The 24,299-nt window shown below is 65.9% G+C and carries 20 protein-coding genes; 9 read left to right on the top strand and 11 right to left on the bottom strand.

Features of this window, described 5'->3' with window-relative positions; genetic code table 11:
• Entirely contained in the window at positions 1–1,248 is a 1,248-nt protein-coding gene (locus tag FJ386_01290) for a M20 family metallo-hydrolase (GenBank protein ID MBM3875342.1), read from the bottom strand.
• Between the two features lie 103 nt (positions 1,249–1,351).
• On the opposite strand from FJ386_01290, the gene preA reads away from it, so the two are divergent.
• Positions 1,352–2,476 (top strand): NAD-dependent dihydropyrimidine dehydrogenase subunit PreA, encoded by a 1,125-nt coding sequence (preA, locus tag FJ386_01285; GenBank protein MBM3875341.1) that lies wholly within the window; start codon positions 1,352–1,354, stop codon positions 2,474–2,476.
• 566 nt (positions 2,477–3,042) lie between these two features.
• Here the strand turns inward: preA and FJ386_01280 are convergent.
• The 6 genes from FJ386_01280 to larA form a co-directional block, all read right to left on the bottom strand.
• Complete coding sequence (locus FJ386_01280; protein ID MBM3875340.1) at positions 3,043–3,777, bottom strand: hypothetical protein; 735 nt, start codon at positions 3,775–3,777, stop codon at positions 3,043–3,045.
• Positions 3,778–3,823: 46 nt separating this feature from the next.
• Complete coding sequence (locus tag FJ386_01275; protein ID MBM3875339.1) at positions 3,824–4,645, bottom strand: type II secretion system protein; 822 nt, start codon at positions 4,643–4,645, stop codon at positions 3,824–3,826.
• A gap of 100 nt (positions 4,646–4,745) precedes the next feature.
• Positions 4,746–6,041: a sulfatase gene (locus FJ386_01270; GenBank protein ID MBM3875338.1), complete on the bottom strand. Its 1,296-nt coding sequence runs from the start codon at positions 6,039–6,041 to the stop codon at positions 4,746–4,748.
• 53 nt (positions 6,042–6,094) lie between these two features.
• Positions 6,095–8,569 carry a hypothetical protein gene (locus tag FJ386_01265; GenBank protein ID MBM3875337.1) on the bottom strand — a complete coding sequence of 825 codons (2,475 nt, stop codon included), beginning with the start codon at positions 8,567–8,569 and terminating at the stop codon, positions 6,095–6,097.
• A gap of 53 nt (positions 8,570–8,622) precedes the next feature.
• Entirely contained in the window at positions 8,623–10,095 is a 1,473-nt protein-coding gene (locus FJ386_01260) for a sulfatase (GenBank protein MBM3875336.1), read from the bottom strand.
• Between the two features lie 149 nt (positions 10,096–10,244).
• On the bottom strand, positions 10,245–11,513 hold the full coding sequence (larA, locus tag FJ386_01255) for a nickel-dependent lactate racemase (protein MBM3875335.1): 1,269 nt from the start codon (positions 11,511–11,513) through the stop codon (positions 10,245–10,247).
• 277 nt (positions 11,514–11,790) lie between these two features.
• Here larA and FJ386_01250 point away from each other — a divergent pair, with 277 nt between their 5' ends.
• The 7 genes from FJ386_01250 (at position 11,791) to FJ386_01220 (ending at position 17,183) form a co-directional block, all read left to right on the top strand.
• Entirely contained in the window at positions 11,791–12,591 is an 801-nt protein-coding gene (locus tag FJ386_01250) for a tetratricopeptide repeat protein (protein MBM3875334.1), read from the top strand.
• A gap of 189 nt (positions 12,592–12,780) precedes the next feature.
• Positions 12,781–14,079 carry a UDP-glucose/GDP-mannose dehydrogenase family protein gene (locus FJ386_01245; protein MBM3875333.1) on the top strand — a complete coding sequence of 433 codons (1,299 nt, stop codon included), beginning with the start codon at positions 12,781–12,783 and terminating at the stop codon, positions 14,077–14,079.
• The gene (locus FJ386_01240; GenBank protein ID MBM3875332.1) at positions 14,076–14,495 is read left to right on the top strand and encodes a (deoxy)nucleoside triphosphate pyrophosphohydrolase; all 420 of its coding nucleotides are present in this window, start codon (positions 14,076–14,078) and stop codon (positions 14,493–14,495) included. Before FJ386_01245 ends, FJ386_01240 begins: the two co-directional genes overlap by 4 nt.
• Before the next feature lie 55 nt (positions 14,496–14,550).
• A complete protein-coding gene (gene ilvN / locus FJ386_01235) occupies positions 14,551–15,024 on the top strand; it encodes an acetolactate synthase small subunit (protein ID MBM3875331.1) in 474 nt (157 codons plus the stop codon).
• 66 nt (positions 15,025–15,090) lie between these two features.
• On the top strand, positions 15,091–16,113 hold the full coding sequence (ilvC, locus tag FJ386_01230; protein MBM3875330.1) for a ketol-acid reductoisomerase: 1,023 nt from the start codon (positions 15,091–15,093) through the stop codon (positions 16,111–16,113).
• Positions 16,025–16,798 (top strand): DUF4149 domain-containing protein, encoded by a 774-nt coding sequence (locus FJ386_01225; GenBank protein MBM3875329.1) that lies wholly within the window; start codon positions 16,025–16,027, stop codon positions 16,796–16,798. The genes ilvC and FJ386_01225 overlap by 89 nt, the downstream gene beginning before the upstream one ends.
• A 76-nt stretch (positions 16,799–16,874) precedes the next feature.
• Entirely contained in the window at positions 16,875–17,183 is a 309-nt protein-coding gene (locus FJ386_01220; GenBank protein ID MBM3875328.1) for an RNA-binding protein, read from the top strand.
• On the opposite strand, the gene rsfS is transcribed toward FJ386_01220, so the two are convergent.
• The 3 genes from rsfS to FJ386_01205 all read right to left on the bottom strand — a co-directional run bounded on the left by rsfS (position 17,180) and on the right by FJ386_01205 (position 20,808).
• The gene (gene rsfS, locus FJ386_01215; GenBank protein ID MBM3875327.1) at positions 17,180–17,569 is read right to left on the bottom strand and encodes a ribosome silencing factor; all 390 of its coding nucleotides are present in this window, start codon (positions 17,567–17,569) and stop codon (positions 17,180–17,182) included. The two genes, FJ386_01220 and rsfS, sit on opposite strands and share 4 nt — an antisense overlap.
• A 141-nt stretch (positions 17,570–17,710) precedes the next feature.
• Positions 17,711–18,286, bottom strand: coding sequence for a nicotinate (nicotinamide) nucleotide adenylyltransferase (gene nadD / locus FJ386_01210; GenBank protein ID MBM3875326.1), 576 nt, complete (start codon positions 18,284–18,286; stop codon positions 17,711–17,713).
• An 83-nt stretch (positions 18,287–18,369) separates the two neighbouring features.
• The gene (locus tag FJ386_01205) at positions 18,370–20,808 is read right to left on the bottom strand and encodes a carbon starvation protein A (GenBank protein MBM3875325.1); all 2,439 of its coding nucleotides are present in this window, start codon (positions 20,806–20,808) and stop codon (positions 18,370–18,372) included.
• A gap of 126 nt (positions 20,809–20,934) precedes the next feature.
• Here FJ386_01205 and FJ386_01200 point away from each other — a divergent pair, with 126 nt between their 5' ends.
• Positions 20,935–21,354, top strand: a complete 420-nt coding sequence (locus FJ386_01200) for an EVE domain-containing protein (GenBank protein ID MBM3875324.1) — start codon at positions 20,935–20,937, stop codon at positions 21,352–21,354.
• 39 nt (positions 21,355–21,393) lie between these two features.
• Here the strand turns inward: FJ386_01200 and FJ386_01195 are convergent, their stop codons facing one another.
• Entirely contained in the window at positions 21,394–24,243 is a 2,850-nt protein-coding gene (locus FJ386_01195; protein MBM3875323.1) for a DNA translocase FtsK, read from the bottom strand.
• Between the last annotated feature and the right edge of the window lie 56 nt (positions 24,244–24,299).

Raw genomic sequence — 24,299 nt, 5'->3', positions numbered from 1 at the left:
TCACGCTCGATCTAGGATCCACCGCATCGCCTTCTCCGCCAGTTTGTCGAAGGCGGTCACGCAGAGTTCGAGGTGTTCTTCCTTCGTGTCCTCGATCTTGTTGTGGCTGATGCCGTGGAGGCTTTGGACGAACATCATCACGGTGGGCACGCCGGCGCGCGCGACTTCGGCGGCGTCGTGCAACGGGCCGCTCGGCAGGCGATGCGACTGGCCGCATGTCTCGCGGATGGACTCGTCGCAGAGCGCGATGAGTTCGTCGTTGAACGGGCGCGGGGCGATTTGCCACAAGCGCTCCCACGAAACCTTCACGTTGCCTTCGCGCGCGAAGCGTTCGCTGGCGTCCTTCGCTTCCTGCAACATCCGCGCCAGTTTGGCGGCGTCGAGATGCCGCTGGTCGAGCGTGATGCGGCATTCCTCGACGACGCTGGTGACGATGCCGGGCTTGGTCGTGCAGGAGCCGATGGTGCAAACGCCGTTGCCGCTGCGCGCGGCAATTCTGTAAATCTCCTGGCTCATGTTCGCGGCGGCGAGGAAGGCGTCCTTGCGGCGGTTCATCGGCGTGCTGCCGGAGTGCGCGGCCTGGCCGTGAAACGTGATGGCGTGTCGCTCGACGCCGAACGTGCCGAGCACCGCGCCGAGCGGCAGACCGAGGTCCAACAGCACTGGGCCCTGCTCGATGTGCAACTCCAGATACGCGGCGGCGTTCGTGAGTTCCTTGCCGCTGTCCTTCACGCGCTCGAACTCGATGCCGACATTCTCCAGCGCGTCGGGAAGTTTGATGCCCTGCTTGTCCACCAAGCCGCGCGCCTCGGTCATGTCGAGGTTGCCGGAGCACGCGGAAGAACCGAACAGACTCTTGCCGAAGCGCGCGCCTTCCTCGTCGGCCCAATCCACAAGGCGCACGGACACGGGTGGCTTGCCGTGATACTGCGCGTTGATGCGCCGGAGAATCTCCACGCCCGCGAGCACGTTGAGGCAGCCGTCGAGCCAGCCGCCGTTCGGCACGGAGTCCATGTGGCCGCCGATGAGAAGCGCGCGGTCGGACGCGCCATGAAGCGTGCTCCACAGGTTGCCGGCGGCATCCATGTGCGTCTCGACGGGCAGCGCGGCGAGCTTGTTGCGCAGCCACGCGCGCGCGTCGACCCACTTCGGCGTGAAGGCGACCCGTTGCGCCCCGTTCTCATCGCCGGTGAGCGCGCGGAGTTCCTTCAGTTCGGCGATGGGGCGTTTGGCATCGAGCGTGTTCATGCCAGCGGTCGAATCGCCGGGACGCAGCCGATGTTTCCTGTCGCCACGGTGGTCATTTGCGCCTAGATTGCGGCCACAGCGGTCAGAAACAAAGTGCAAAGCCATGCCCTCCCTCGCGACCACCGTGGACGGCTTGAAGCTGCCGAACCCGTTCATCATCGGCTCGGGGCCGCCGGGCACGAACCTAAACGTGATCACCAAGGCCTTCCAGGAGGGCTGGGGCGCGGTCATCGCCAAGACCATCAGCCTCGACGCGTCGAAGGTCACCAACGTCACGCCGCGTTATGCGAAGCTGCTTGCGGCAAGCGGCGAGGTCATCGGGTGGGAAAACATCGAGCTCATCAGCGACCGGCCGTTCACGCACTGGCTCGATGAATTCAAGAGGTGCAAGGACCAGTTCCCTGATCGTGTGCTCATCGCGAGCATCATGGAGGAATACCGCCGGGATGCGTGGATCGAGATCGTGGAGCGCTGCCAGGGCGCGGGCGTGGACGCCTTCGAGCTGAATTTCTCCTGCCCGCACGGCCTGCCCGAGCGCAAGATGGGCGCGGCGATGGGCGAGAACCCGGAAATCCTCGAGGAAGTCTGCGCCTGGGTCGCGTCGGCCGCCAAGCGGCCCGTATGGGCGAAGATGACGCCAAACGTCACGCACATCGAGGATCCGAGCCGCGCCGCGTTGCGCGCCGGCGCGAGCGGCATCAGCGCCATCAACACCATCCGCAGCGTGATGGGTGTGAACCTCGACACGCTGCGCCCGGAACCGTCCGTCGAGGGCTACACAACGCCCGGCGGCTATTCGTCCAAGGCCGTCCGCCCGATCGCGCTGCGGATGGTCATGGAAATCGCGCTGATGATCCGCAGGGAATTCCCCGGCCGTTCGCTCTCGGCGATTGGAGGCGTGGAGAGCGGCAACGACGCGGCTCAGTTCATCCTGCTCGGGGCGGACACGGTGCAGGTGTGCACCGGCGTGATGAAGCACGGCTACGAATGCGTGAAACCGATGTGCGACGAATTGCTCGCCTTCATGGACCGCCACAAGTTTGCCGCGCTCTCCGACTTCCGGGGCCGGACGCTGCCCTACTTCACCACGCACGCCGACCTCGTGAAGCGGCAGGCCGAGCGCAGGGCCGCGCAAAAGGCCGCCGTGGACGCCAGGAAGGTCGTGAAGAGCGACGTGGAATGGAACGGCAGCGAATTCGTGAAACAGTCGGATGCACTCGCGCGGTGAAGGACCGCTGCGGAACCGGCCCGACCTCGACCCTGTTGCGGCCGGATGGCACTTTTTGAGGGCGAATTGCCAGTTTTCCCATGTCGCGCTCGCGCGGACCGCACAAAAACATTTTTGTCTTCAAGCGGTCATTGTGCGCCCCAGCGCGCAGCCGGCCCCGACTCGAAATCGAACGCGACCCAAAATCGAATCGCAGGCTCACAGGAAACAAGCCGGCTCCCCTTATCCAATGAACGCAGTGTCCAACTCCGAACGCCGCGGCGTGGCAGCCTTCACCTTCGTCGAACTGCACGTGGTGATACGCGCCAGTAGGCACGGCCTCACTCCCGGCGCGCGTGGCGTGTTCGCTCCCCCGAACAGTTCGCGCCGCCGGTTCCTGGTCGCTTCGCCCGCCACTTGGGCGGCGGCGGCCATTCCTTCACCTGCCGCCCAACCCCCGCGCACTTGCATTGCGGTGTGCGACTGGATGATTTTGAAGCGCCCAAAAACTCGGTGCGTTCCAGATCACCAAGGCCATCGGCGCGGATGGCGTGAAGGTGGACATGGGTTCCTCGCGAAGGCGCGTTCTACTTGGCGCGCTTTGCTTCCCAATCGTAGGTGCGCTTCTCGCCGCCGAAGTCGGAGGTGATCTTTCCCTTGATCGTGTCGCCGCTGAGCTTGCCGGTGTAGGTGGAGGTGAACTTCTGGCCGTCGCGCTCGCGGACGACTTTGAAGCTGAGTTCGCCGTCCTTCAACCCGCCGTCGCTGATGGGGGAGTCGAATTCGTTCACCTTGATCGTGCCGGTGACTTTGTCGCCGTCCTGCTTGAGCACGGCGGTGAACTCGAGGTTCGTGTCTACGGAGATTTGGAGCGCGTATTTCCACGACCCCGTGGCGTTGGCGGCGGCTTCGCGCCTGCCATCGATGTCCGCGGCGAAGTCCTGCCCCTCGACGGTCGCGGAGATTCTGCCTTTGAATTCGTCACCCGTGAATTTGCCTCCGACTTTGGAGACGATCTTCTGCCCGTTGCGCTCGCGGGTGACGTTGAACGATGCCTGGCCGTCCTTGATGGTGCCGCCGTCGTCGATCGCGATCTCCTGGCCGTTGCGCGCGATGTAAGTTCCGCCGAGCTTGGATCCGTCCTGCTTGAGTTTCAGGGTGAGGACGATCGCGTTTCCGTCGGGCGCAGTGAACGCCAGCTTCCAGACGCCGCTGACACTGGGCGCGGGCTTGACTTGAGCGAATGTGCAGAGCGCGGCGGAGAGGGCAAATCCAAGAGCCGTGCGGCGGAGCAAGGCGGGGATTGTGCGACGGAGACTCATGGTGTTTGGGCGCTTCGAATTGCGGCCGTATCGGCGGCGATTTGCATCAGAGTTCGGGGGGCCGGTAGAACGTGAGCCAGCTTCCGCTGAAGGAGCCGAGGCGAATCTGGTCCTTCATATACCAGCTTACGTGGCCATCCTCGTAGAGGAAGTTGGCGCCGCGCGCCCGGTCGGCGTTGTCGCGGTGGCTCGTGGTGGCGACGGACTTGCCGGCGATGGTCGAACGCCACGACGTGATGTTGTAAGTGGCGCCAAGGGCTGTCGCATTGCCTTGGGCTTGATACATGTCAATGAGGACAGGCGTGTCTTTGAGCGGGCCACCGAAGCGTTCCTTGGTTTGCCAGTTGGTCAGTCCCGCCGAGGTGTAGGGCCAGGAGTTTCCGGCATTGTTGGTGCGGTTGGGGAGGAAGAAGTAGCCGGTGAGCACGACGGGCGCACCGGGGCGTTCATATTGGCCGTAAAGCGGGTTGGCCTGAAGGCTGGCCTTGTCCACCTCGCGGTGCCATTCCTGCGTCGGGCAATAAACCATGTGGTTGCGCTGGTCGGCGGCGGGTTTGTCGAGCTTCATGAGGTATTGCGCCCAAAATTTTTGAACATTGGTGCCGACCCAGCTCAGGTCGCGTCCGTCGCGGTTGTCCGGGAACCTCTCGTCGTTGTCATTCCCGTAAGCTGCAAGGGCGATGCCCCACTGGCGCATATTGGAACTGCATTGGGCCTTGGCCGCCTGTTGCTTGGCCTTGGCCAGCGCGGGAAGCAGCAATCCGGCGAGGATGGCGATGATCGCGATGACCACGAGCAATTCGATGAGCGTGAACGCGCGAGCCGCGGCGCTCTTGGCAACGGAATGTTGGCAGTGTCTGGGACGCATCGGGTGCTTGAATTGTGTGTGACGATACAGGTTCGGAACCGGGCCGCAACAGGGATTCGTGGCGAAGCGCCCGCGCGGCCGGGGGGCGGAGCGCTGAGCGCTATTTCCCAGCCCACCACGCGTCGAGCGACTTTGTCATCCCGGCGACGCGATCCTTGTCGGTGGCGGCGCGGTTCGTAGTCTCGTGCGCGTCGTCCTTGAGGTTGTAGAGCTCGACCACGCCGGCGGCTTCATTGCGCGGCGATGGGACGATGAGTTTCCAGTCGCCCTCGATCGTCCAGCGCCATCGGAGGTTTGCCGCGGGATTGTCGAGGTCCACGGCGTTGTGCGTGAAACACGAGCCGAAGATGGATGTGCGCGCGCCGACCGCGGCGGGGTCGAGCAGATTCAAGCCGGGCAGGCCCGCTGGCAGTTTCACGCCCGCCGCCGCGAGGAGCGTGGGCATGAGGTCCACGGAACTCGCGAGCGACGCGGACTTCTGCGCCTTCACGCGGTCCGGCCAGCGGATCATGATGGGCGTGCGCAAGCCGCCGTCGTATTGCGATTGCTTGGACTTCGGCGCGTAGCGGTCGGCGTCGGGCTGTTGAATCCAGCCGTTGTCGGTGACGTAGGCGACGACGGTGTCCTTCGCGAGCCCCTGCCGGTCGAGGTGGTCGAGGAGCTGGCCGCACGTTTCATCGAACCACTCGACCATCGCCCAATACTTCGCCACGGACGGCGTCGGCGCCTTGTCGCGGTATTTCTCGAGCAGGCGCTCGGGCGGATTGTGCGGCGTGTGCGGCAACATCGGCGCATACCACACAAAGAACGGTTTCTTCTCCTTGCGCGCGGTTTCGATGAAATCGAACACGGGCTGCATCGTCTTGCGGCCGATGTCGAGCCCCTCGTCGCCATGGCGGTTGCCCTTCGTCATGCCGTGCGTGAAGCCGCCGCGGCTGAACGGCCCCTGCCACCACTTGCCGGTCTGCAGCGCGAGGTAGCCGTGTTGCGCGAGCACGCGCGGCAACGTCGGCACGGCGTCCATGTGGCGGTTCATGGCCTCCCGGCCGTTCTTGAACGCGTCGGATTTCTGGAAGTCGCGCGGCAACGTTCCCGCGGGCAGCGGCGGGTCGTTGCTCGTGACCTTGTGCTGGTGCGGATAGCGGCCGGTGATGATGGACGCGAGACTCGGGCAGCACAGGCTCGACGGCACGTAGCCGCGAGTGAACGTGAGGCTCTGCGACGCGAGCCGGTCGAGGTTCGGCGTGCGGATGTTCGGATGGCCCATGAAGCCGTAGTCCGTCCACGCGTGGTCGTCGGAGATGATCAGCACGATGTTCGGCGGCGCGGCGGCAAAGGCCGCGGCACAGGCGGCAAACAACGAAACAACGGCGGCGCAGCGTCGGAGCGTGTTCATGCCGTGATCGAAAGCGACGGCCCCGGCCGTGTCGAGGGGAAACCAGCGGCGCTTCATCCGTCCGACTCCGCGGCGATGCGCCGGTAGAAGTCCTTGGCCTTCTCAAACGTCGCCCGCGCCTCCTCGCGCTCGGCCGGGGCGATGGCCCGCTCGCGCACGCGCCACAACTGCTCGATGCAGCCGATCGCCCACAGCGCGCTCTCGCGTGAGGCACGGATGGGTTTGTCGCCCACGAGCACGTTGACCGGGTTCGTGTGCAGCTCGGGAAAGTGCCGCAGCGCGACCCAACTGCTCCGCTCGATGCGCGTGTTGAAAATCAGCTCGTGCTCCCGGTCGTCGGCGGGCACTTCTTTCGAGGCGACTGGCCGGCCGTTCACGACAAGTTCCACGCGCCGCTTCGTTCCCGCGAACACGCCTTCGCCCTTCGTCTCGTGCAAGTTCACCGTGTCGCCGAGCCATCGCGCGCCGCCCACGGGCATCGCGCCGCCGTAGTAGACTTCCAGCGGCGTGCCCGATGCGAATGCGACGCGCGCCTTCACATTCACGCGGCCCGCAGTCGCGAGCTTCAAGTCGTCGCCGGGGCGCGCGCCGTTCACCGTGAAGTCCAGCGCGTGCGCGTAGCCGTCGCTCACGTAACTGCGGCCGGCGCGGACGCCTTCGCACCACGCGGTGTAGTCCACGCGGTCCACCTTGCCGAGGCGCACATACACGCGGCCCTGCCCGACGCGCGTGCCGCTCATGCACGGGAAGTCCGTCTCGCCGCTGACCTTGAGCGGCAGCCCGCAATTGAGCAGGTGATACCAGCAGTTCCATTCCGCCAGCCGCGCGGTGTCCATCGCGCTGATGAAATCGCACAAACCCTGTGCCGCCGTGACGAAGATTTCCTGCGCGCCGACGCTGTTCAACTCGGGGATCGCGAGGTTGGGCAGGCGGTCCGCCGCGCGGTCGTGGCTCGCGGTCAACTCATCCGGCGAGATCAACCCGTCACGGTTCGCGTCCGCCGTCGCGAACGGCTCGGGAAGCAGCCCCTTGGCCGCTTCGTCCGCGCTCAGCCGGCCGTCGTTGTTTTCGTCGACTGACGCCATCATGCGCCGCGCCGCGCCCGCGGGGTCAATCTGCAATCCGCTCGCCGAGTGGGCGTAGCCGACGACCGCGCCCTGCGCCTTGGCCCAGCGCATCACGGGCGTGGTCCACGTCGGCCAGTTCTTCGCGCGGTCGGCGCCGGGATAGATTTGCTCCTTCAAATTCAGCAGGCACACGTGCCCGAGCGCCTGCGAGCCGAAGCCGCTGACCTCGACGTCGTATTTGATGACCGTGAACGGCTCGGAGAGCTTGTCCGGCGTCGCCGCGAAGAACTGGTGTTGAAAATCAAAGCACGGTCCCCACGAGAGGATGCACCCGACATGGAGCGCCTCGCCCTTCACCTGCCGGAACATGTCGCGCGCGAACACGCCCTCCGTCGGCGAGTTGTAGTGCGCGCAGCCCGCGGCGTGGATGTGATGGTCGCCGGAGTAGAAGCCGTCGCGCGCGGGATTCACCCAGCGGGCGAGCTTGGTGTCGAGTTTGGAGTTTGCGGCGATGGTGACCTTGCGGGGCTGCCACCGATACTCCGGCCCGCGGCCGGAATACATCGTGAACTCGCCGGGCGGCAGCAGGACGGTCTCGCCGTCCTCGCGATAAATGTGCTTCTGAAAGAAGAAATCCGGCGCGAGCCGCTTCGCCTGCGGCGGGAACACATGGCCTTGTTTGTCGAGGAACAAGAACTGCCCCATCGTCGGAGTGCCGTCGTGGTCCTTCACGGAGAGTTTCACCTCGATTGCCGGCGCGATGTCGAACAGCACCGGCACTTCGGCGCGGAAGCCGAGGTCCTGCGTGCCCTCGCCGGCATCGAACGCGAGCGTCGCCTCGCGCCTCCCCGCCTCGCTGCTGTAAAGCAGCGCGATGGCATACTCGACGCGCAGCCCGCTGAGCCGGTCCGTCATCGGCGGGTTCGTGAACAGTTCAACCTCAAGGAAGCGGTCGGTGCGCCCGGTTGTGTTTTCGTTCTCGCGAAGTTTCTGCTGCTTCTGCCGGTCCATGCTGAGCTTGGCGACGCCCGCATAGACGGGCCCGGCCTGCGGGCTCGTGATGCGAAGCGGCTTGGTGGCCGTGGAGTCGTTGAGCACCTTGAGCAGCACCGGCGTGTAGCCCGCCTGCTGCACCCGCGCGGCCACCGGCCCGCGCGCGGCCTTCACGCGCACCTCGGGATTGATGCCGACGACCACGAGCACGCGCGGGTCGAGAAGCTTCTGCAATTCAGCCGCGTCTCGCTTCGCAGCGGCCGCGTCGAGCGACTTGCGCAAGGCCGCGGGCAAAGGCGCGCCGAGAATGTCGAACGCTTGCACGACGCGCTGGATGTTCGCCGCCAGCGGCTGGCCCTCGACGTCCACGGGGAGGACTTGTTGCGCGAGTGCCCGTGGGTTGGGGGCAATGATGAGAGCGAGGCAGGCGCAAAGCGCCACACCGACCGGACCCGACGAGGGCTTCATGTCGCCGAGCGTAGCGGAACCGCGGAGACCGGCAAGCCACGGAACCGTGCGAACTACTTCTCCAACTCCGAGGGCACGATCTTCTTGTCCTCCCACACGGCTTCCTTCGTCTTCGCGTCGTATGTGAGGACGCGGGCTTTGCTGCCGGGCGCGGGCGGGAGGTCCTTCTTCGGCAGCCACTTCGCGAGGTCGCGTTTGGTGTCCGCGAACTTCGCTTCGGCGGCGAGGTTCGTCCACTCATTCGGGTCCTTCTTCATGTCGTAGAGTTCCTCGGAGCCGTCGGCGTAGCGGATGTAGCGCCATTGCGCGGTGCGGATGCCGTGGTTGCCCTGGTTGTGCGTGGTGATGGCGGGCCACTCGCGCGGCGCGCCGGCGTTCTTCAATTGCGGCACGAGGCTGTGGCCCTCGAGATCGGCGCGCGCGGGGAGCGAGCAGAGTTCGAGCAGCGTCGGGAAGATGTCGAGCAACTCGGCGGGACTGCCGCACTTCGCGTTCTTCGCAATGCCCGGCCCTGCGAAGATGAGCGGCACGCGCGTCGAGCGGTCCCACAACGTGTTCTTGCCCGTGATGGCCTTTTCGCCGAGATGCCAGCCGTGGTCGCTCCACAGGACGATGATCGTGTCGTCGGCGCGGCCGCTCGCGTCGAGCGCATCGAGCACGCGGCCTACTTGCGCATCCATGAAGCTGATGCTCGCGAGATACGCGCGGACAAGCGGGCGCCATTCGTTGACCCGCTCGAGCAGCGAGAGACGCGGTTCGGGCAGTGTCCAGTGCAGATACCACGAGAATAGCGGCGTGTCGTCGCGGTCGCCGGGCTTGACGGGCGGCATCGTGAGCGTGGCGTCGGGATACAAGTCGAACCACTTCTGCGGCGCGAAGCACGGCACGTGCGGCAGCCGGAAACCCGCGGCGACGAAGAACGGCTTGTCCTTCGGCGCGCGTTGAAGCGCCTCGACGGCCGCGGTCGCGATCTTGAAGTCGCCGCCGTCCTCGTCCTTCTCCGGAAACACGCCCCAGTCCATCGCGGGGTGACGGCCTGCCGCAGGCAGCTTCGCGATCGTCGCCGCAGGCCGCCCGATGCCCGGCGCCGGACCCCATTCGTTGAACTCCGCCGCGCGATCCTTGGGCTGGATCGAGCCGTCGTGGTAAATCTTGCCGCACGTGTAAGTGGACCAACCGGCGGTCGTGAACGTCTGCGGCAGCGTCACGTGATTCTTCGTGATCTCGACCTGCCGGATGCCGGGTTGCAATCCATAGATGCCCGTGGATGACGGGCGCAAGCCGGTGAGCAAACTCGATCGCGATGGATTGCAGAGCGGCGCCTGGCAGTGGGCGTTGGTGAACAGGGTGCCGCGCCGCGCGAGACGATCCATGTGCGGTGTCTTCACTTGCGGATGCCCGCCGAGGCAGCCGATCCAGTCGTTCTGGTCGTCGATGGCGAGGAAGAGAAGGTTGGGCCGCGTGGCCGCCTGAGAACTGAGGGACAGCGACAGCGCGGCGAGCGCGGCGTGGAGGAATGGCTTCATGCCTGCACGATAGCAAGTGCGGTGGCCGGCGGGAAGTGCCGGCGGGAGGATCTTCAGAACCAGTTTCAGTGATGAGATTCCGGCGGGGAGCATTCGGGAGAAGTCACCGGGCTGAACATGGACTGCTTTCGCCCGCCCCTGTCCGTGCTTCACGCCAGATACGGAATCGTCAACGGCCCCTGCGGCAGCACGGCGACGCGCGAACCGGGGCCGCGACGTTCGAGTTCCGCGTGCACGGCGGCGGTGATGTCGGCGCACGGCCCGAGGTGCGCGCCGCGGATGATCTCCTCGGGCAGGGAACTGTGCACGAGCACGCGGGCCTTGCGCTGGATGAGCGCCTGGATTTGCGCCTGCCACTGCTCGGGCCGCACGAATCCCGGCGTCGCCAGCATCGCGAGGATTTCCTCCGTGCTGCCGGCGCTGCGCAGTAATTTGTCCAGCGGGCTGCCGGCCGGGACGCCCTCGCGGCACTCGCAGGCGAGGATGATGAGGCCGCCTTCCCGCACGATGCGCGCGGCGGCGCTCATGCCCTTGACGCCCTGGTAGAGATTCAAGTCGAGCGGGTAGCCGCTGTTCGTGGTCACGACGACATCGAACGGCGACTTCACCCTTTGCATGGCGGACTTGCGCACGAACTCGCACCCGACGCGGTGCGCCTCGCGAAGGTCGCCGGCGAAGACGTTGGTGATGGCGCGCCGCTCGTTGAGGGTGACGTTGAGCAGGAAGCTCGGCCCGACGCGCGTCGCGATGGTGAAGAGTTCCTCCCAGAGCGGATTGCCCACGGTCACGCCGAAGGTCGAGTTCTGCGAGAGCAGGTTCCGGTAGCCGTGGTTGCTCATGATCGTGCGCAACCCGCCGACGCCGGGCACGATTCCCTTGGGCCCGCCGCTGAAGCCCGCAAAAAAGTGCGGCTCGATGAAGCCCGTGATGATCCGCACGTCGGCGTGCGCGCAGTGGCGGTTGATGAGCGCGGGCGTGCCGTCGCTCGTGGTGCCAAACGCCACGAGATCTGCGTCGTGCTCGCAGTCGTGGTTGAGCACGCGATAGCCCGCGACGATCCCGGGCGTGAGGATCTTCTCCAACTCGGCGCGCGTGTTGGCGCGGTGCGTGCCGGTCTGGTTGAGGAGCGTGATCTGGTCGCGCGAGACGCCCGCGGCGTGAAGGTATTCCAGAATCCACGGGATGATGCGGTCGTTGGGAGTCGCGCGGGTGATGTCGGTGAAGTTGATGCAGATGCTCGCGCCGGGCTTGAGCCAGTCCCGCAAGGGCCGCGCGCCGATGGGTTGCCCGACCGCGGCGAGGACGGCCGACTTCTCATCGGGCAATCCCGGGTAATGCGACGGCTCGATCACCGTGGTGCGGTCGGCGGGAAGCTCGACCGTGATGTGGCTGCGGCCGTAGGCAAGTTGGACGTTCATGCGTGGACGCGACCGGCAGACCGTAACAGCGAGCCCTGCCCGAGCCAAGCGCGGGCTTGGCAACCGTGATGATGCGTTGCGGCACGCCCACGGTTTGACAACTAGCTCAGGAATCCCAGCCCGGGGTCAGTCCTCCGTTCCGATCCTCCAAGCCCACCAAATCCCCTGGCCGGATTGACGACCTCCACCACCTCGCTGAACCAGGTTTGAACCGACACGAAGTGCCGGGATTTGAGGCTTGCGTTTTGGCCCTGCACTTCAAACATTTCCCGCCTTTATGAATCGGGAACAAGCGCCGCCGCCCTCACGCATGATCGACTTCATCGCGTGGGTGGAGGTGAACAAGGTGCGGCTCCTGCAGGCGGTGCTCGTCGCGCTCGTCGCGGGGTTCATCGTCTACACATGGTCGCACATGCGGCAGAAGGCGGAACGCGAGGCGAGCGAGGCGCTCATCGCGCTCGGCCGCTCGGCGGAGGCGGGCGGCAAGGTCGACGCTGAAAAATTCCTGGCGGTTTCGAGCACGCACTCCGGCACCGAGGCCGGCCTCCGGGCGCTCCTGCTCGGCGCGGGCGCGCTGTTTTCCGAGAAGAAGTTCGACCTCGCGCGCGCGCGGTTCGAGCAATTCCTGGCCGAGGTCCCCATCGGGCCGGGCGCGGCCACGGCGGCTTACGGCGTCGCCGCGTCACTGGAAGGCGCCAACAAACTGGACGAAGCCCTGCAAGGCTACCAGCGCGTCGTGGTGAGCTACTCGACCGAGCCCGAGGCCGCGCAAGCCCAGCTCGCCATGGCGCTGCTGCACGAGGCGAAGAAACAGGACGATCAGGCCCTCAAGATTTACGATGAAATTGATCGCGCCCGACGCCAATCCGTCTGGGGCATGGAAGCCAAGATGCGCCGCGACCTGCTGCTTGCTCGAAACCCGCAACTCGCGCCCGCAAGCCTCATCGTCCCGCCTGCTCCCGGCCCCAAAGCCGCCATCACCAATCTGCCCGCCTTCACAAACACCGTCACCACGGTCGTGACGAACCCGCCCAAGTCCGCATTGCCCCAGTCACCTGCCAAGGGCGCCGGCAAGTGATGAACCAGCCGCTGGCCAAGCAGGTCGTCGCCGAGTTGATCGGCACCTTTGCGCTCATCTTCATCGGCATTGGTGCGATCCACCACCTCGGCGGCGCGGGCGCGGGCGTCGTCTACGGGCACTCTCTCATCAAAATCAACGAACGCTGACCACCGTTCTCAGCCGTCCGCCCACCACGCAACACGCACCATGAAGCTCTGCATCATCGGCACCGGATACGTCGGCCTCGTCACGGGCACCTGCTTCGCCGAGGTCGGACACACCGTCACGTGCGTGGACAACGACGCGAACAAAGTCAGGACGCTGCAAGCCGGGGGCATCCCGATTTACGAGCCCGGCCTTGAGGAGATGGTCAAGCGCAACGTCGCCGCCGGCCGCCTGCGCTTCACCGTCAGCATCGCGGATGGCGTGCAGAATTCCGACGTTGTCTTCATCGCCGTCCCGACGCCGCCGCAACCCGACGGCTCGGTGGACCTGAGCTTCATCGAGAAGGTTGCCCGCGAGATCGCCTCGGCGATGACCAGCTACAAGATCGTCGTGGACAAGTCCACCGTGCCCGTGAAAACCGGCGAGAAGGTCGCCGAGACCATCAAGCGCTACTGCAAGTCCAAGGTCGAATTCGACGTCGTCAGCAACCCCGAGTTCCTGCGCGAGGGCTTCGCCGTCGAGGACTTGATGAAGCCCGACCGCATCGTCGTCGGCGTCGCCAGCCCGAGGCCGGTGGCGGCGATGCGCGACGTTTACACCCCCTTCAACGCGCCGATCATCATCACCGACATCAACTCCGCCGAACTCATCAAGCACGCGAGCAACTCGTTCCTCGCCCTCAAGATTTCCTACATCAACGCCGTCGCGAACATCTGCGAAGCCAGCGGCGCGAACGTCGAGGAAGTCGCCACCGGCATGGGCATGGACGCGCGCATCGGCCGGCGCTTCCTCAACGCGGGACTCGGCTTCGGCGGCTCGTGCTTCCCGAAAGACCTCAGCGCCTTCATCAAGATCGCCGAACAACTTGGCTACGATTTCTCGCTCCTCCGCGAGATCCAGAACATCAACGCCGCGCAGATGGACCGCTTCGTCAAAAAGATCACCGACACGCTCTGGGTGCTGAAGGACAAGAAGCTCGGCGTGCTCGGACTCGCGTTCAAGCAGAACACCGACGACGTGCGCATGTCGCCCGCCATCGAGCTCTGCCAGCGGCTGCTCAAGAACGGCGCCGCGCTGCGCGTCTTCGACCCGAAGGCGATGGACAAGGCGAAGGACGTGCTCAAGCCCGGCGCGAACGTGACCTACGTGGACGACATGAACGCGGTGGCCGAGGGCTGCGACGCGCTCGTCGTCGCGACCGAGTGGCCGGAGTTCAAGCAGCTCGACCTCGACCGCGCGCGCAAGGGCCTCTCGCACCCCATCATGTTCGATGGTCGCAACCTCTTCGACCCCGCCGCGATGGCCGCAGCCGGGTGGGTTTACAAGAGCGTCGGCCGGTGAACCGCGTCGAAGTCAGCGCCGCGCTCCTCTTTCACGAGGGCCGGCTCCTCATCACCCGGCGCCGCGCGCAAGATCACCTCGGCGGTTTGTGGGAGTTCCCCGGCGGCAAGCGCGAGCCTCACGAAACCTTCGAGCAGTGCCTCGCCCGGGAACTCCGCGAGGAACTTGGCATTGACGCGGACATTGGCGCGCTGGTCGAGAGCCTCACGCACGCTTATCCGGAGAAGACGGTTCACCTGCGGTTTTTCCGGTGCGCGATGCAGGCCGCGAGTGCCGCGCCGCGGCCGCTCCACTGCCACGCGCTCGCATGGGTCACGGCGCGGGAACTCGCGCACCATGAGTTTCTGGCCGCCGACGCGCGGCTGATCGGCCGCCTGTGCGCCACGCCGGAGTGGTGGGGCCAAAACCGAAGTTGACCCTCCCCTGCACGCTTGCTAGCGTGCGCCCCCTTCGCGGCGGGCGCCGCGGCGTATGCGTCACACCATTTCCGTGCTGGTCGAGAACAAGTTCGGCGTGCTCACGCGCGTGGCCGGGCTCTTCAGCGGCCGCGGCTACAACATTGACTCGCTCAACGTCGCCCCGACGCATGACGCGAGCGCGAGCCGCATGACCATTGTGACCCGGGGCGACGATGCGACCATCGAGCAGATCGTCAAGCAGCTCAACAAGCTCGTGGACGTGCTCGAGGTGCAGGACTTCCGCGACACGGAGTTCATCGACCGCGAGCTCGTGCTCGTGCGTGTTGCGGTGGACTCCAAGACCCGCGCCGAGGTGATGCAGATCACCGACATCTTCCGCGCAAAGATCGTGGACGTGCAGCCCAAGTCGCTCTCCATCGAGATCACCGGCAACGAAAGCAAGGTGGAGAAATTCGTCGGGCTGATGAAGGCCTTCGGCATTCTCGACCTGACCCGCACGGGCAAAGTCGCCCTGCCGCGCAAGTAGGTTCGAAGTTCAAAGTCCAAAGTTTCCGGCACTCAACTCCCAACCCACGCCTCAACTCCCGACGCCATGCCCTCGAAAGTTTACTCCGACAAGGACGCCAGCCTCGGCGTGCTCGCCAACAAGACGCTCGCCGTGCTCGGCTTCGGCTCGCAGGGCCACGCGCACGCGCTCAATCTCAAGGACAGCGGCCTCAACGTCATCATCGGCCTCTACGAAGGGTCCAAGTCCGTCGCCGTCGCGCGCGAGAAGGGCTTCGAGGTCGTCCCCACCGCCGAGGCGGTGCAGCGCGCGGACGTGATCATGGTCGCGCTGCCCGACACCAAGCAGGCCGCGTGTTACCGGCGCGACCTCGCGCCGAATCTCTCCAAGGGCAAGACGCTGCTCTTCAGCCACGGCTTCTCGATTCACTTCAAGACCATCGTCGTGCCGGAAAACGTGAACGTGATCATGGTCGCGCCGAAGGGCCCCGGTCACATCGTCCGCCGCCAATACACCGAGGGCAAGGGCGTGCCCGCGCTCATCGCCGTGCATCAGGGCGGCAGGGCGGCCAAGGCCATCGCGCTTGCGTGGGCCAAGGGCATCGGCGGCACGCGCGCCGGCGTCATCGAGACGAACTTCCGCGAGGAGACGGAGACGGACCTGTTCGGCGAACAGACGGTGCTGTGCGGCGGATGCACGGCGCTGGTGAAGGCGGGCTTCGAGGTGCTCGTCGAGGCGGGCTACTCGCCGGAGATGGCCTACTTCGAGTGCCTGCACGAGCTGAAGCTCATCGTGGACCTGATGAACGAGAAGGGCATCGCCGGGATGCGCTTCTCCATCAGCGAGACGGCCAAGTGGGGCGACGTGACCGTCGGCCCGAAGATCATTGATGCGAGCGTGAAGAAGCGGATGAAGGCCGCGCTCCGGGACGTGCAGTCCGGCAAGTTCGCGCGCGACTGGGTCAAGGAATACGAGGGCGGCTACAAGCGTTACAACGCGCTGCTGAAAAGGGACGAGCAGCATCTCATCGAGAAGACCGGCGAGCGGCTCCGCGGTCTCATGCCCTGGATGCCCAAGCGCAACATCAAGGGCGCGCAGGCGGCGTATTAGCCGCGGCCTCGGGAGGAATCCCGTGCGCCGAACCCCACGCGTTCCCGAGGGGCTTGGCGAGACCGGGCTTGCACCGGGTCCGGGCGCGCCGGGTGGTTTCCCGGCTTGGCAGCCACCGGTCGCGCGCCTACTGTCGGCGCCCGTGATCGCCTTCCTCCGCTTCATCGGCGTGACGAACGCCGCGATCTGGTTCGGGGGCGCATTCTTCTTCACCTTCGTCGGCGCGCCGACCTTCTTCACCGACGAGATGAGGCGCCTGTTCCCGCCTCCTTACAACGGCGCCGTCGCCCAGATGGCCCTCGACCGGTTCTTCATCTTCAACTACGGGTGCGCCATCGTCGCGGGACTGCACCTCGCGGCGGAATGGCTTTACGCCGGGCGCGAAATCCGCCGCGCAACCGTTGCCCTGCTGGCCGCAATGTTCCTGATCGCGCTGTCCGGCGGCGTGTGGCTCGAACCCAAGCTGGAGGCGTTGCACAAGACCCGTTACGCCGAGCAATACAGGCTCAGTCCCATGCCATCCGCCGACGCGCAGAAGGCGGCGGACAAGTCCTTCCGCCGCTGGCACGGCGCGGCGCAGGCCATGAACCTCGCGATGCTTGCCGGATTGCTGCTCTTCCTCGCCCACATCATCCGCCCCGACTCCGCTTCCAAGTCCCTCCGGTCGCCGCAAATTCGGGGTTGACATCCGGTCCCGGCGGCCGAGTGTCCCGCCCAAGCCCGGACCAGCGCCGCTTTGCGCGGCAAACCATGGAGTGACCATGATATCCAACGAGCGCCCGTCCCCTTACGGCCACCGTCATCAACCGTGGCAGCACAGCACGCCGCCTTCCAACGAGGAGATGCTCCGTGTCGAGCGCGTGCACATCGAGCGAAAGACCTTCGTCTTCATGCTCAAGGAAAACCCGCGCGGCCGGTTCCTCCGCATCACCGAGGACGTTCAGGGGCGGCGCGAAGCCATCATCGTGCCCGCAACGGGCCTGGAGGAATTCTGCCGGATGCTCGGGGAAATGGCGAAGGCCTCGGTCGCGGCGCCGGCCAGGGAAACCGAACCGCCCCCCGCGGACTAATCCGCGTCCGCGGCGTCGCCGTCTTCGCGCTTCGGAGCCCTGCGAAGCGCCCGGATTCGCGGCGCGTCGTTCCACAAGCCCTCGATGTCATACTGCGTGCGCACATCGGGCTTCATCACGTGGACGATCACGTCGATGTAATCCAGCGCGATCCACGCCGCGCCACGGCCGCCATCCACCGCGCTCGGCCGCAAATCCTGATCCTCGCGAAGCCGGTCCTCGATCTCGTCGCGGATCGCCCGCAAATGCGGCTCGCTCGTGCCCGAGGCGATCACGAAGTAATCGGTCACGGTCGAGATCTTGCGCACGTCGAGGATGACGATGTTCTCCGCCTTCTTGTTGTCCGCGAGTTTCCTGCAAAGGAGGGCCAGCTTGCGTGAATCCATCTTTTGGCCGCGAGGATGCCAAAGGAGAACCGGGCGCGGAAGAAGCAATTTGGAGGATTCATCGTGCGAGGTGCGTGGTTGGTGAACCCTCCGCGGTTGGCGGGCGTTCCCGCCTCCGCGCCCCGCACGCCCCGCACCACGTCACTTCCGATACAACCCCAGCTCGCGGATGGCCTCCGCGACGTTTGTCCCCACAAGCGCGTCCACCGGCAGTCCGGCCTTCACCCGCGCGCGGATCTGCGAGGCGGAGACGCCGATCGGGAAGCCGTGCAACGCGCGGCCGCGGAACGGGCCCGGCAAGGGCGCCGGCGCTTCGCCCGGCCGCGGGATCACCACGAATTCAACGAGGTGTGCGAGTTCGTGGGCGTCGCGCCATTGCGGGAGCGTGGCCACGTGGTCTGCACCGATGAGCCAGAAAAGCTGCGCGTCCGGGAATCGCCGCAGGTAATCGCGCACGGTGTCCACCGTGTAGCTCACGCCGCCGCGCTGGATTTCCTGCGCATCAATCTCGAAACGCGTGCGCCCCGCGAGCGCGAGCCGCAGCATCCGCAGCCGTGCAGCCGGCGGCGACGGCTCCGCGCCGGGCTTGAAGGGCGACTGCGCAGCCGGGATGAAGAACAGCCGGTCAAGCCCAAGCTCCTCGCACGCCGCCTGCGCCACGAGCAGGTGCCCGAGATGCACCGGGTCGAACGAGCCGCCAAACAGGCCGAGTTTCATTCGAAAAAATCTTCACCACGAAGACACGAAGGCACGAAGTTGGTCAGGGGCCTTCGTGTCTTGGTGTCTTCTCGATTCATTGATCAGCAGCACCGGTTCGGCTTGCCATCGAACTTCGCCTCGGCCGTGGCGACGTAGGCGCGGGCGCGGGCATCTCGTTCCATCGCGGGGCGGCCGCCGAGCAGGTCCACCTCCGGCGGCACGCAGGCTTGCGCGCGGTCCACGGCGCCCTGGCCGCTGAGTTCCTTGAGCAGCAGGAAGCCGAGCGCGAAGAGGTTCCACCACTTCACGGGCTTGCCCTCGGCGACGGCGTAATCGGGCAGCCACGTCGGCGGCGTCTCGCGCAATTCGGCGAGCTTCTTGCGCGTGAGCAGCAGCGTCCACTCGAACGCGCTGATGAGGAAAATCGTGGCAACAAGCGTGAGGAAGAACCCGGTGACAACGGCGTCGAGGACGTTGTTGAAGTGTTTCGTGCGGTTGGTGCGCAGCGCCGCTTCGGCGGACGCGAGCAGCTTGGGATCAGCGGTCCCACCGCTGACCTCGATCGCGCGCGCGCGATTCTTTGCGGCTTCAACGCCGGCTCGGAGAGCTTCGGCTTCACCATTCAGCACGTTCGCCGCAGCGAGGAAGCCGATGTTTGGCGCCGGATGCCAGATCTTTTGCACCGCCGCCGTGCTTGTGACGGTGAGCAGCCACAACAGCGGCGCGAGTGTGACGAGTGCAAAGGCCGGCGAGCGCGCCGTAGCGCTGGTTTCCACGCCGGTGCCTGCCCCGGCGCCGTTCGCCGCGCCGCTCAACTGCATTTTCAAGATCACCGTCGTTGCGAGGCACAGCGCGGTGGCGGCGAGGAGCTGGTTCGCGATGCCGAAGATGGGCCACAGCGCCTTGATGCCGCCGTCCGGGTCATACACGGCCGCGATGAGAAAGTATCCCCACAGCGACACCACGAGCCCGCTGGCGAAAATGTTCGCCGTCAGGCTCTTCACATCGCCGAGCGGTTTCCACATGTGCCCGAGCGCGTCCTGCAGGAGGTAGCGGCCCACGCGCGTGCCGGCATCGAGCGTGGTGAGGATGAACAGCGCCTCGAACATGAGCGCGAAGTGATACCAGATGGCGAGCGCGTGTTCGCCAATCCACGGCATCGCCTTGTGGAAGAGATTCGCCATGCCGACCGCGAGTGTCGCCGCGCCGCCGGTGCGGCCGTAGAGCGATTCCTCCTTCACCTCGCGAGCGAGTTCAGTCATGCGCTCGGTGGTCACGGCGAATTCGGGACCGAACGAGTTCACCTTCGCCACGGTCGCGGCCGCCACGGCTGCGGCGTCGGCGCCGGGCGCCTTGATGTTCATCGCGAGATACACGCCGGGGTCGAGCGTGCAGGCGGCGATCATGGCCATGATGGCGACGAGCGACTCGAGCAGCATCGCGCCGTAGCCGACCGGCCGCGCGTAGCCTTCGCGCGTGATGATCTTGGGCGTGATGCCGCTGGAGATGAGCGTGTGGAAGCCGCTGATCGCGCCGCACGCGATGGTGATGAAGCAGAACGGGAAGAGCTTGCCCGGCACGACGGGTCCGGAGCCGTCAATGAACTTGGTGACCGCGGGCATCTCGAGCTTCGGCAGCACGAGCAGCACGCCCAGCGCGAGCAGGAAGATGGTGCCGAGCTTCATGAACGTGCTCAGGTAATCGCGCGGCGCGAGCAGCAGCCACACCGGCAGCACGCTCGCGGCGAAGGCGTAGATCACGACCGACCACGCGAGCGCAGGGGCCTTGAGATGAAACATTTCCTTGAGCGTCGCGTGCTCGGACACCCATTGCCCGCCGACGACCGCGAGCATCAGGAGGAACACGCCGATGACGGAAGCTTCCAGCACCTTGCCCGCGCGCAGCCACCGCAGATAACCGCCCATGAACATCGCGATGGGAATCGTCGCGCCGACCGTGAACACGCCCCACGGCGATTCCGCGAGCGCATTGACCACGACGAGCGCGAGCACCGCGAGCAGGATCACCATGATCGAGAGAATCGCGATGACGCCGATGACGCCCGCGACGGAGTTGAGTTCCTCGCGGACCATCTGCGCGAGCGACTTGCCGTCGCGCCGCATCGAGGCGAAGAGGATCACGAAGTCCTGCACCGCGCCGCCGAGCACGACGCCGATGAGAATCCACAGCGATCCCGGCAGATAGCCGAATTGCGCCGCCAGCACCGGGCCGACGAGCGGCCCCGGCCCGCTGATGGCCGCGAAGTGGTGGCCGAAGACGATCCACTTGTTCGTCTTCACGTAATCGCGGCCGTCCTCGTGGACTTCGCAAGGCGTGGCCCGGCGGTCGTTGAGCGCGAGGATTTTCGCCGCGACCCACTTCGAGTAGAAGCGGTAGCCGATGGCGTAGGAGCAGAGGGCCGCGATGAGGATGAAGCCCGAGTTGACCGGCTCGGCGCGCTTCACCGCGAGTGTCACGTAGGCGAACGCGCCGAGCGCCGCGACTACGAGCCAAATGCAGGTCGAGAGGGCTTTGTTCATCGTCGTGCGCTGCGCGCGGGCGCAGACATGATACGAGCCGGACCGGCTGTGCAAAGGCGAAAGCACGTTGCGCGCGTTTCACTGCCGGGCCTTCCCACACGCAATCGCGGTCACTACGATTCGCGCATGCCGCAGTCATTCTGGATCGTGAAGCAGGAGCCTTCGGATTATTCGTGGGAGGATTTCGTGAGGGACGGCGGCGCGGCGTGGACGGGTGTGCGGAACTTCGCCGCGCGGTTGCATCTCCGCGCGATGAAGCCGGGTGACCTGGTTTTTTTCTACCACAGCGGCGACGAGAAACGGCTGGTCGGCCTCGCGCGGGTGAAGCGTGTGGCGTATCCCGACCCGACGGCGACCGAGGGTGACTGGTCCGCGGTGGACCTGGAGCCGGTGAAGCCGCTTGCCAACGGCGTCACACTGGCGGCAATCAAATCCGACCCGGCGTTGGAGGAACTCCCGCTGGTGAAGATTTCGCGCCTGTCGGTCTCGCCCGTGAACGAAGCGCAGGCGAGGCGGTTGATCGAGCTGGCCGGGATGGAATTGTGACGCCGCGACGGATTGCGGTGCGAGCAGTTTGAACGAACGTCAGACGGCCTGCTGGCCGTTGCCGTCGTGGCCTTCGCCGTCGAGGTCGATGAGGATGTCGCGGGGTTCGGCGCCTTTGCTCGGGCCGACGATGCCGCGGCCTTCGAGCTCGTCCATGATGCGCGCGGCGCGTCCGTAGCCGAGGCGGAGCCGGCGCTGGAGCAGCGAGACGCTGGCCTTTTGCTCGCTGCGGATGACTTCGATGCACTGTTGGATGACTTCCTCGGGTTCGCCGCAGCCGCCTTCTTCCGCGCCGAATCCGGCGGGTTGCGAGAGCTGCTGGTGGATTTCCATCTCGTAGCTCGGCTTGCCCTGCCGGGAGATGAACTGGACGATGCTCTCGATTTCCTTGTCGGTGACGAGCGCGCCCTGGGCGCGGATGAGCTTCGCCGAGCCGGGCGGCAGGTAGAGCATGTCGCCCTTGCCGAGGAGTTTGTCGGCGCCCATCGCGTCGAGAATGGTGCGCGAGTCCACGCGGCTGGCCACCTGGAACGCGATGCGCGCGGGGATGTTGGCCTTGATGACGCCGGTGATGACATCCACGGACGGGCGTTGCGTGGCGACGATGCAGTGGATGCCCGCGGCTCGCGCCATCTGCGTGATGCGCGCGATGGCCATCTCGACCTCGGCGGGCGCGACGAGCATCAGGTCGGCGAGTTCGTCGATGATCACCACGATGTAGCTGAGCTTGTCGGGGATGACGATGTCCTCGTCCTCGGGCACCACGATGTCCTCGTCCACCTCGACCGCGAAGCCGTCGGAGCCGGGCTCGATTTTCTCCTTCTTCGCCATCAAGGGCAGCTCGGGCTCGCGCGGCGGCAGTGGCTTGTTCTTGGGCCGGTCGTTGAAGGACTTGATGTTCCGCACGCCGACGCGTGCGAAAATCTGGTAGCGTTTCTCCATCTCGCTCACGACCCATCGGAGCGCGAGGATGACTTTCTTCGGGTCGGTGACGACCGGGACGACGAGGTGCGGGAGGGCGTTGTATTGCTGAAGCTCGACGACCTTCGGATCGATCATCACGAATCGCAGCTCGTTGGGCGGGAACTTGTAGAGCAGCGAGGCGACGATGGAATTGATGCAGACGGACTTGCCCGAGCCGGTGCTGCCCGCGATGAGCAGGTGGGGCATGTCGGAAAGGTCGGCGATGATCGGATGCCCGTAAACGTCCTTGCCGAGCGCGAGCGGCACGCGCGCCTTGCTGTGGTTCCAGTCCTCGGCCTCGAGCAGGTCGCGCATGATGACCTTGGTCTTGATCGCGTTGGGCACCTCGATGCCGACGGAGGATTTGCCGGGCACGGGCGCAAGGATGTGGATGCGCTCGGCCTTGAGCGCGGCGGCGATGTTGTTGGAGAGCGCGGTGATTTTCTCGAGCTTCACGCCCGGCGACGGGTGCAGTTCGTAGCGCGTGATGGTCGGGCCCTTGGTGATGTCGCCGAGCGCAACCTCGATGCCGAACTGTGCGAGCGTCTGCTGCATCAGGCGCGCGTTGGCCATGAGTTCCTCGCGCGACTCGGTGGGCTTGATTGCCGTGTCGGGCAGGTTGAGCAAGTCGAGCGAAGGCAACTGGTAACCGGTGATCTGCGGGGTCGAGGCCACGGTCATCGGCCGCGGTTTGCGGGAAGCTGGAGACTGCCTGATTTTCGCGGGGACCGGGGCGGCCGGCGCGGATTCCTCCGCTGCCGCGGGCGTTGCGGCTGCAAGCGCGATGGGTTCGGCGCTCGCGGGAAGCGCGGGGGAGATCCCGGCGGCGGGCTTCGGGGCCGCGCCGTCGGGCTTGAGGCCGAGGATTTCCGCAACGGTCGCGGGCGGCTTGACTTCGCTCGCGGGAACGGCGGCGGGCTGGACCGGTTCGGTGGACTTTGGCGGCGCGGCGGGAGTCTCGGCGGTCACGTCTGCGGACTTCCGGGACTTGGCGCGTGGGGATTTTTCGGCGGCGGGTTTGTCGGCGTTCCCCGGTTCGGGCTTGGGCGCCGGCTCGTCGGGCCTCGGGACGGGCACGCTCAAGTCGCGGACTTCCGGCTCGGGCACGGGCTGGAGGTCGGCGCCTAGCGCGGGCTTCTCCTCGCCGAACGGCGCGGAGGCGAGGCCGACGGATGTGTTCGCGTGCGCCTCGGCCTCGGCGCGGCGCTGGCGTTCGAGTTCGCGTTCAAGTTTCTGGCGCTCGAGTTTCAACTCGGCAAGCCGGCGGTCGCGGAGCGAATCCATCAGCCCGAGTTCGTTGGCTTCCGCGGCCTTGCGCGCGCGCCAGTCGCGGAACCAGTCCACCACTTGAAAGTCGGTCAGGAACAGGAGGCTTGCGAAGTAGAGCGAGCAGAAGATGATCGTCGCGCCCACCGCGCCGCACCGGCGGAAGATGGCGTCGTTGAGCACGAGGCCCACGATGCCGCCGCTGCTCGGGGCGTTGATATTGTGGGAGAGCCGCTCGAAAAATCCGGCGTCTCCCAGCCGCGGCTCCTTTGCAAGCAGCGAGACGATCGCGCGGTCGGTGTAGAGGTCCAGCAGGCACGCGAAGGAGAAGAGCAGCACGAGCGACCACGCCCATTTGCGCCGGAGAAACATGAACGAATCGGAGAAGCACGTCCACGCGAACGCGAGCAGGACAAGCGGCAGGAGGTAGGCCGCCGCGCCCATGGCGAAGAACGTGCCAAACGCGACGTGCGCGCCGGCGGAGCCGACCAGGTTGCGCTCGGGTTGGTTGACTTTGGTGTTGTTGAACGCGATGTCGGCCTTGTCGTAGGAGTAGATCGCGAAGAAGAGCAGCACCGCGAGGATGGCGAGGATGACTCCGATCGATTCCCCCGTGCGTCGCTTGGGAGATTGCTGCTCAGGGGCGTCCTTCCGGGCCACGAGCGCAGACTATGCCATGCGCCTGCGGGAGTTCAACGACGGAAGTGCGGGTGTTC

Source organism: Verrucomicrobiota bacterium (genome assembly GCA_016871675.1).
Lineage (GTDB): Bacteria > Verrucomicrobiota > Verrucomicrobiia > Limisphaerales > VHCN01 > VHCN01.
Note: the sequence above shows the minus strand (reverse complement) of the source record. Positions and strands in the feature narration are given on the sequence as shown.

Coding starts and splice junctions, on each gene's coding strand:
- FJ386_01290 (MBM3875342.1), bottom strand. CDS start 1,248: ATGAACACGCTCGATGCCAAACGCCCCATCGCCGAACTGAAGGAACTC.
- preA (MBM3875341.1), top strand. CDS start 1,352: ATGCCCTCCCTCGCGACCACCGTGGACGGCTTGAAGCTGCCGAACCCG.
- FJ386_01280 (MBM3875340.1), bottom strand. CDS start 3,777: ATGAGTCTCCGTCGCACAATCCCCGCCTTGCTCCGCCGCACGGCTCTT.
- FJ386_01275 (MBM3875339.1), bottom strand. CDS start 4,645: ATGCGTCCCAGACACTGCCAACATTCCGTTGCCAAGAGCGCCGCGGCT.
- FJ386_01270 (MBM3875338.1), bottom strand. CDS start 6,041: ATGAACACGCTCCGACGCTGCGCCGCCGTTGTTTCGTTGTTTGCCGCC.
- FJ386_01265 (MBM3875337.1), bottom strand. CDS start 8,569: ATGAAGCCCTCGTCGGGTCCGGTCGGTGTGGCGCTTTGCGCCTGCCTC.
- FJ386_01260 (MBM3875336.1), bottom strand. CDS start 10,095: ATGAAGCCATTCCTCCACGCCGCGCTCGCCGCGCTGTCGCTGTCCCTC.
- larA (MBM3875335.1), bottom strand. CDS start 11,513: ATGAACGTCCAACTTGCCTACGGCCGCAGCCACATCACGGTCGAGCTT.
- FJ386_01250 (MBM3875334.1), top strand. CDS start 11,791: ATGAATCGGGAACAAGCGCCGCCGCCCTCACGCATGATCGACTTCATC.
- FJ386_01245 (MBM3875333.1), top strand. CDS start 12,781: ATGAAGCTCTGCATCATCGGCACCGGATACGTCGGCCTCGTCACGGGC.
- ilvN (MBM3875331.1), top strand. CDS start 14,551: ATGCGTCACACCATTTCCGTGCTGGTCGAGAACAAGTTCGGCGTGCTC.
- ilvC (MBM3875330.1), top strand. CDS start 15,091: ATGCCCTCGAAAGTTTACTCCGACAAGGACGCCAGCCTCGGCGTGCTC.
- FJ386_01220 (MBM3875328.1), top strand. CDS start 16,875: ATGATATCCAACGAGCGCCCGTCCCCTTACGGCCACCGTCATCAACCG.
- rsfS (MBM3875327.1), bottom strand. CDS start 17,569: ATGGATTCACGCAAGCTGGCCCTCCTTTGCAGGAAACTCGCGGACAAC.
- nadD (MBM3875326.1), bottom strand. CDS start 18,286: ATGAAACTCGGCCTGTTTGGCGGCTCGTTCGACCCGGTGCATCTCGGG.
- FJ386_01205 (MBM3875325.1), bottom strand. CDS start 20,808: ATGAACAAAGCCCTCTCGACCTGCATTTGGCTCGTAGTCGCGGCGCTC.
- FJ386_01200 (MBM3875324.1), top strand. CDS start 20,935: ATGCCGCAGTCATTCTGGATCGTGAAGCAGGAGCCTTCGGATTATTCG.